Annotated in this window: 3 protein-coding genes and 1 pseudogene; 1 reads left to right on the top strand and 3 read right to left on the bottom strand. The window is 50.4% G+C overall.

What is annotated here, in order from left to right; genetic code table 11:
• The 3 genes and pseudogenes from EPO09_RS21630 to EPO09_RS21620 all read right to left on the bottom strand — a co-directional run.
• Window positions 1-2,469 (bottom strand): annotated as a pseudogene (locus EPO09_RS21630) (hypothetical protein); the annotation flags it as partial.
• Window positions 2,470-2,570: 101 nt separating this feature from the next.
• Window positions 2,571-2,765, bottom strand: coding sequence for a hypothetical protein (locus tag EPO09_RS21625; RefSeq protein WP_290646584.1), 195 nt, complete (start codon window positions 2,763-2,765; stop codon window positions 2,571-2,573).
• A 2,551-nt stretch (window positions 2,766-5,316) separates the two neighbouring features.
• Window positions 5,317-6,504, bottom strand: a complete 1,188-nt coding sequence (locus EPO09_RS21620) for a hypothetical protein (protein ID WP_290646582.1) — start codon at window positions 6,502-6,504, stop codon at window positions 5,317-5,319.
• Between the two features lie 73 nt (window positions 6,505-6,577).
• On the opposite strand from EPO09_RS21620, the gene EPO09_RS21615 reads away from it, so the two are divergent.
• On the top strand, window positions 6,578-7,832 hold a 1,255-nt coding region (locus tag EPO09_RS21615), incomplete at its 3' end, for a hypothetical protein (RefSeq protein ID WP_290646580.1).

Below are 7,832 nucleotides of genomic sequence, written 5' to 3'. Positions count from 1 at the left end.
TCGGGCGCTGTCCGTGAAGATCGATTCGGAGATCGTTCCTGCGAACTGTCCCATGACTTTGCTGATGGTGTTCACCAGCGTGCTTTTACCGTTTCGTCCAACTCCATATGCGATGAAAAGGCTTCGTCCTTCGACATTTCCGGTCAAGAAGTACCCACAGATTAGGTGAATGTATTCGAACAACGCGACATCGCCAGCGCATATCGACATCACGAACTTGTCGACATTTGGGAACGACGACATTGGGGTGTACTTGTAAGGTAGCTCGTGCGTGAACGCCAGCGCGAAACGATTACGCGATACGATCTGTCCATTGCGAAGATCTACAGCCTTGCCGTGCTGTATGGGCAGGAAAAACTCGTTCTTATTGACGGTGGACAAGAACGACGGGTTGTGCACAAACCCAACGAGACCAGTGGTGATGGCACTCATTTTGGAGATGCGACTGATGTTGTTCACGAGCTTGCCGTACTGATCATCACCTTTTGCTTTCTTCTTTGCGTTGCGTTGAGGTACCTTGTACGCGATGTGATGACAGTTGTACTGGTTGCGAACAACAAGCGCGTGCTCCATTGGACCATCGTCGCGAGCGTGTCCCATTCGATGACGAAGCACGGGCAGCATAATTGTCGGAAGCAACATGCGCATCGTCGCCTCAGTGAAGGGCACCCAAAGCTGATTAATGTCCTCCCAGATAAACCCAGTCTTCGTCTTGTCGTTGATAATCACGATATTGCGAGCAGCAAACACTTGCGCAAATAACAGAATCGTCTCGTAGTCATTCTCGGCCGCCTGGGAAACTGATTTCTTTGTGACAACGCTCATCCCGGCGACCGTCACGCGATACGGCCCAATAAGCATGTCCTTCGTTGCTGGGTCCATTCGAGGGTTTAATCGATCTTTTAGTGCGATTTCTGCCGGCATGAGCTGACCATCGTCGTCGTGTTCATCTTCGTCATCGTGCGCGGCTGCTGCCGGCATGTGTGGTGGCGAGTCAGTGGCGTCAAACAAGTACTGGAGATCGCCAAATGGAGGAGGATGCTGTGCTGGTGCAACAAGAAGATCGTCGTCACTATCGCTGGAAGGCATCAAGCGTCTGCGTTGCAATGGTCGCGCGTTGACACCATCGTCCTCGTCGTCATCACTAATTGGCTCAACGACCACTGACGGAGACGCATCGATTGGTTCGTCCACCACCGGAGACGCATCGGTCGGCTCAATGACCAGTTCGTTGACGGTCGCTGGAGGAGACGCATCGGTCGGCTCAACGACCAGTTCGTTGACGGGATCGACTGGCGCATTGACGGTCGCCGGAGGAGACGCATCGGTCGGCTCAACGAACTCGACTGGCGCATTGACGGTCGCCGGAGGAGACGCATCGGTCGGTTCAACGACCAGTTCGTTGACGAGCTCGACTGGCTCATTAACCGTCGGCGGGGAAGCGACGGCATATTCCAGAGATGCGTTAATCTGTTCAATCGTCAGTTCAGGAGTTGTTAGGTCGTTTATGTTGCAGATAACAACTGGCGGATGTTTGTCCGCATGGCGTATTTTCGCTTCACAGTTGCACGTGAAACGCACAGATCCATCCTCTGTCAAACGGATGTACGCAGGGCGACGGCTGTGTGTGCGTGACGTGGAAAATGCGCATGGACCAGCCTTTTTGCGCGACAACCATGTGACATTTTTGCGTGTCCAGCGGTGGCGATAAACGAACGTGTCGTTTGTAAAGGATGCGATAATGTCCGTGAGACGTGCGGCGACGGTGTCATCGATTGACGTTGGCGATGGAAGAACGGGGGAGTCGTCGTCGTCTCGAAGGTAGACAAGGGGAATATCGTGAAGTTCGCACACGAGCCCAGTAACATCCCTCACTAACGTGTTTACCATAAGCAATCGCGTCGTCCATTCCGCGCTTCGTTCGATGTCGAAATCGACGGGCGTACGGTCGTGACTAAGCAACGACGACACGACAATCGCGTTAGTCTGAGCGTATGTCGCGATATCATACGTCGCACGCTGATTGTCGACGATAATGAGTTTCGAGATGCCGTTGTACATTGGCACAAACCCAGTGACGGCGATATACAATTCGGGGTGATCGTGTCGCACACGCGCACGGTCTACTTTGCTGAGGTACATGTTAAAGAAGTACGCGCGTTTTGCTTGTGCGTCGTACGCGCAATGGAGGTGGTGTGGTTGCACACGTACAATAGCCGAAGAAAGATACGTCTGGAGCTTGTGAACGATGGTCTCGTCAGAAACGGTGTCTATTATGAGCATGGCAAAGTATCCAACGCTTTCGTGAACAGTTGTCTTCTTATCGCTGGCGTATGCGGCGAAGAACGCGTCGTACGATTCGTTTGGGAAAACGTATGCGCGCGGCAAGGTGTTGAGCTTAAGTTGAACGTAAGCGCGACGATCAGAGGCATTCGCGGTATACGCAGTGCTCTTAAAGTAGGCTTGCATCACAAAGTACTCTAAAAATAGCCTCTCCAGAACCTATTTTGAGAAAGGACGATTTGGCTAACGTCATATCGTTTTGGTATGACGTTATACATCTTATGATGTTATACCACTAATGCGTTAAACGACATGGCGGCCGATTGGGCGGCTGTGCTGAAGACAAGCGAATGATCGAGCGCCACGGACGTCACGTAGATCTTGTTGCTCGAGCCTGCAGAAAGCGCAGAGATTGCGACGAGGTTGGAATTTGGTAGTGCCTCTAGATCCAGATGAACATCAGTTAGTGAGGTGTTGTTCATGTGCACGCGGTTCTGTGAGATCGTTGCACCGTACAGGGCATTACTAAATTCGTAATACAATCCCGATGGTACGTCGCCGATTGAGGTGCGATAGTATCTCCAGTTCCCGTCGTATATAGGATTGCTGAACATCATCCGAGACGGGTTGTCTTGCTGGACGGTGCATACCACGTACCGTCCTTGCGACATTCCAGAGGCAAATTGCAGATGAAGACTCTCGACTGGCGAAGTCGGTGTGACGCAAGCATTATTAACACATACCAGTGGCGCTGTGCATGGTGGCGTACATGTTGGTTGCGGCGTTACGCATTTGCCATCAACGCAAGCCTGTGTTGAAGAGCACGGTGGTACACAATCTGTTACGCATGTGCCGCTAATGCAGATCTGTGACGCTGTACATGGCGGTGTACATGTGGATGGTATACATGCGCCGCTGATGCACACGTGTGACGCTGTGCATGGTGGCACACACCCGGATGGCGATGGTGGCGATGTGCTGTTATTGTTACGCATCCTTAAAACAAAGATCGCAAGAGCGATAAGTGCGACACCTGCAACGATAGACACGATAAGATAGACGCGCTTCATTTATCAACTTATGCTGTGAACGTCACAGATAATGTTAATGCCGCATCTATTTTAGCAGTGGAATCAAAAGTCACAAATCCAGTATTGATTTCTGTTGCGTATGCCTTCATTGGGGTTGATCCGTACGTGAACGCGAGATACAATGCAAACGACGTGCTTGAATTCGGTACACGTTCAAAATCTAGCACAACTGATCCATACGACGTCCCAGTCATCTGTGCACCAAACACCAACGTGCTTCCAACCTGGAATTGCACAACAGCGGGACTAAACGTTTCTCCATCGTCGAGTTGGTAGTATAACCCAGGCACAAAGCTACCTGATATAGGAGCAAAACAATAAAGCCACGAAGTATCTTTAGCGGACTCGGGTACGATTAATCGCGTGTCTCCAATAATAGTGTTACACGTTAAATAAGACCCAGACGATTGTCCAGATGTGATCTGAAGACTAAGTGCTCGCAGCGCAGTGCCCGAAGGCACGCATGAATTATTAACACACGATTGTAATGCGGACGAGCATCGCGGATTACATCCAGACGTCGGCGATGCGCTTTGTCGCCTTTTTAAAACGAAAATCGCGAGGGCAGCAATGCCAACTACCGCTACGATGGACGCAATTACGTACGCACGTTTCATTTATTGATACTGCAGTAGAAACGGCAGGGCCTGTGCAATGAGTGCCCCGTTGTCAAACACAAGAACGTTTGACGATGTGCCGTCTGTGGTGGTCGCATATGCCCTATACGCAAGACCTTTTTCGTCCGTAAATTGTAAGTATAACGCGTACTGTCCAGGTGAACTAGGTATTGCGTCAAAGTCCAATGTAGTAGCTGCATAAGACGTGTTGGTCATGGACGCGTCTAGCATGTTGACAGTATCCAATGCAATTGCCGTCGCTCCATAATTCTGATTATCGCTTGCCTTGTAATGGAGACCAGTAGGTAGGCCACTGGTCGGAACGAACGCGTAGTTCCAACGACTATCTCCAGTAGAGGTAACGCATATCATGCGTGTGCTACCAGAAACGTCTGTACATGTCAAGAATCCGGTGCCAGCGGACGCCTCGGACGCAAGCTGTACTTGTAGATTCGCGAGCGTAGTGCTTGGTGGTACACATGTGCTTTTAACACAGCTTTGAGTTGGTAGGCACGCAGGGGTACAGATCGACGGAGGAGACGGAGGAGATGGTCCTGGTCCTGGCGATGTTTTATGCTTCTTCATATATAGAATCACGACAACACCAATGAGTATAGCCAATATCACGACCGCTACAATGAGAACAACAAATGGAGGTCTCATTTAGTAAATCGTCCAGTTAAGACGTAAAAACGGGCGTGAACGATAGAGCATTCGATACACCCGTACTGGAATCAAACAAAATCATTGCGTTAGGTTGCGTTTGGCTGTCCAACGCAGACGCGTACGCTTTAACATTATTCGTCGTTACCGACATCGCAAACGCGTTGCTCTTACCGGGAATTGGTTCCAAATCTAGTTTAGTCGCCCCTCTAGATGTGTTAGTCATAGACACCTGATACATCGAGTTCTTCTGCGTGACAGAAGCGGAATACGTAACGCCACTTGCCGTGTAATATAACCCTGGAACGAGGCCTCCGACGGTCGTGGCGAAACAATACGTCCAGTTGGTGTCCGGGGACGCCGAAACGGAGATAGTGCGCGACACTTCGTATTGGTCGGCGCATGTCGCAAACTGACCTGCTGACAGTTGCAGCTTAAGTGTCGCTAACGCGGTGCTGGGTGGTGCACAGCTGTTGTTGACGCATGATTGTAGCGGCGAGGAGCACGGCGGATTGCATCCACTGGGTAGCGGTGGCGACGGGGAATGATGCGACTTCTTTCTCTTCTTCAGGAGAACAACTGCGATAATGGCTGCCGCAACGACCGCAACTATGGTCGCGACTATAACATAGACTGATTTCATTTATTCATCCCTAAATGAATCAATTTATAATGAACCAATAAATCGAGCTGCCGTCTGTGCCACTCGCCGAGTGAATGCCAAACGATACGCCAGGATTGATCTCGGAAGACGGAGCCCATATAACCGAAAACGAAGCAACGATAAGGTCATGCGATAGAAAGATCAAGCTGTTTGCAGTAACAGCTGTCGTTAACACGGTCACATGACCTCCCGAAAGCGTTGCTATTCCGCACGTAGAATTAACGGGCGCGAGCATGTGAGGAACGGTTACGTGATTATAGAACGTAACATTACCGCCATTATCTATTCGTTGTACGTTGGATACCCCAAGCGTCCCGCTGGCAGACGTGACAAGTGCGCTACTATCTGCCGCATTTATGCCCTGGACAAACGACTGACCACCATTGACGCTGTATAGTGTCTGCGGAGAACCACCGCCAGCGTGCGTCTCGGCAATGAACGCTGCATTGGAATTAGGATTCGTGCTGTCTGTGTTCGATACGACGATGCTCTGCGTCGTACCAACTCCATCCGACGTGCTGGTGATTGTACCAGACACCGTTGGATCGCTTATGAGCGTCACTAGGACGTTGTTCGCTGCTGCCGACGTTGTCATGTTCGCCCCTCCGAAGAGGTTTATATCGCCAAGAACTGGCACGGCGACGCCCGAATTTGTCGTGATGCTAGTTACCCCCAGCTGCGGAGCTGGCTGTCTACTCTGTTGATAGACATTGATCGTTCCTGGCGTTGTTCCGTCGCCGATTGTAAACACCTGCACGCTGCTTGCAAGGACGGCAGTTTGAAATATCGATGTGTTTAGATCCGATGAGGCAAGTGTGACCGTTGCGGCCGAGGCCGTGTTCATGTTCATAACCTGTAATTGCACCCATGCTGCAGGAGTAACATTCGTTCCGGTAAACGGTGTCTCAATGTTTATAGACGTGTTAACAGAGCCATTTCCCATTGCCGTTAACATCGCATTCGTAGAAGGCAAGGTAAGAACGACAGGCGTAACAGATCCATCCACCGCAAGACCTGTTTGGAATGCTGTAACGAATTGGTCGATCGAAAGCACGAATGGACCAGCACCCGACAGAAAAATTGGTGTCTGTGTTGCTGAAACCCCTTGCTGTAACTGGGACACTATCTGACCAGCTCCGACGTTCTGCATAACAAACCCGATGTTGGGAGTGTTGTAGGATGTCATTTATTGTGGCTTTAGTTAAATAAGAATGGCATGTATGCGCGATGAGCGTAGCGCGTGCGCGCTCGCGAAATGTGTGGACAAGATCACGGGTGTAGCAACTGCTAAAACGGCATCATCTTTAACGGACATATGGTTCGTCACGTTTAAGAACGGAGTAATATATGACGGCCAACCGGCAACGCGCGCCGTGTTAAAGATCTGGATCAACGATTGGAGATACACTTCTGGACTAGAGTACGAGAGACGGATTTATGCCGAGGTCATCGAGGCAATGCTCACAGCCAGAATGTCGCCATGCTTTGTCCGATGTTACGCCAGCAGCAGCGGATGCTCTCAGAACTCGCTACTGGAGATCTTAACGGCAGGTATGAAGAACGTCACACCAGACAAAATTCGCTACGCCTGGATGCGAAATCTTACAGCGCTAAAGTCAGCACTACCTCGTCCGGCAATTGATGACGTGTCTGCAAAAATAAAACGCGAAGGCAGGCTCAAAGAGGTGCCGCCAAGCACGACTGACACATGTGGGATGATCATGACCGAGAGTATGCAAGGCGAACGCACATTCCACCAGTTCCTAAACGCTGGGGTCATTGCACCGGGAGGGAATAGCACGTTTACTGATGCAATGTGGCGTGTTCTAATCCAAATCGCCACTGCATGCTACGCAATGTCCTATACCAAGTTGACTCATTACGATCTGCACGCTAACAACATCTTCGTAAAGAACGTCCCATCATCCGAACGACGTACTGTTGTGCAGTACGCCGGTGAGCTAATGTTGACATATAACAATCTGGATCTTGTTCCAAAGGTTTACGATTTTGATAACTCGTACGCTCATTCACTTGGTACAAATATCGCGTTAACCGACCGGTTTGGCGTGTGTAAATGGTACGGTCGTTGTAATTTGAACATCGACAACATTGACATCATGAAGGTCTTGTGTGGTGTGTACAAAGCATGCGATGGTCTGCCTGTGCTACAGGACATCATCGCCGATGCTTGTTGCATCAGCAGCGACTCGAAGAGTCTTATGAAAGACTTATTTAAAACACAATATTGTTGGTTCGTTAAGGGAAGCGGATTTAATATAGAAGCGTATCCTGAATCCACGTGGAGCAAATTTAGAAGCTCTCGAGATATACTGTACGCCCTTGCTCGAGCTGCGCCAGCGTCCGCGCTTAATGTTAAATTTGACGCGGTAGGACAAGCTCCGGCCGCAGGTGCAGACGTGTACAGCGTTCCTCCTGTTCGAGGAATGGTCCGTCGCGCACAAAGTCCGGTGCGTCGCGCACCAAGTCCGGTGCGGCGTGCGCCAAGTCCGG

This window comes from Aquabacterium sp. (genome assembly GCF_004297345.1).
Classification (GTDB): Bacteria; Pseudomonadota; Gammaproteobacteria; order Burkholderiales; family Burkholderiaceae_C; genus Aquabacterium.
This window is presented reverse-complemented; position numbering and strand designations above follow the sequence as displayed.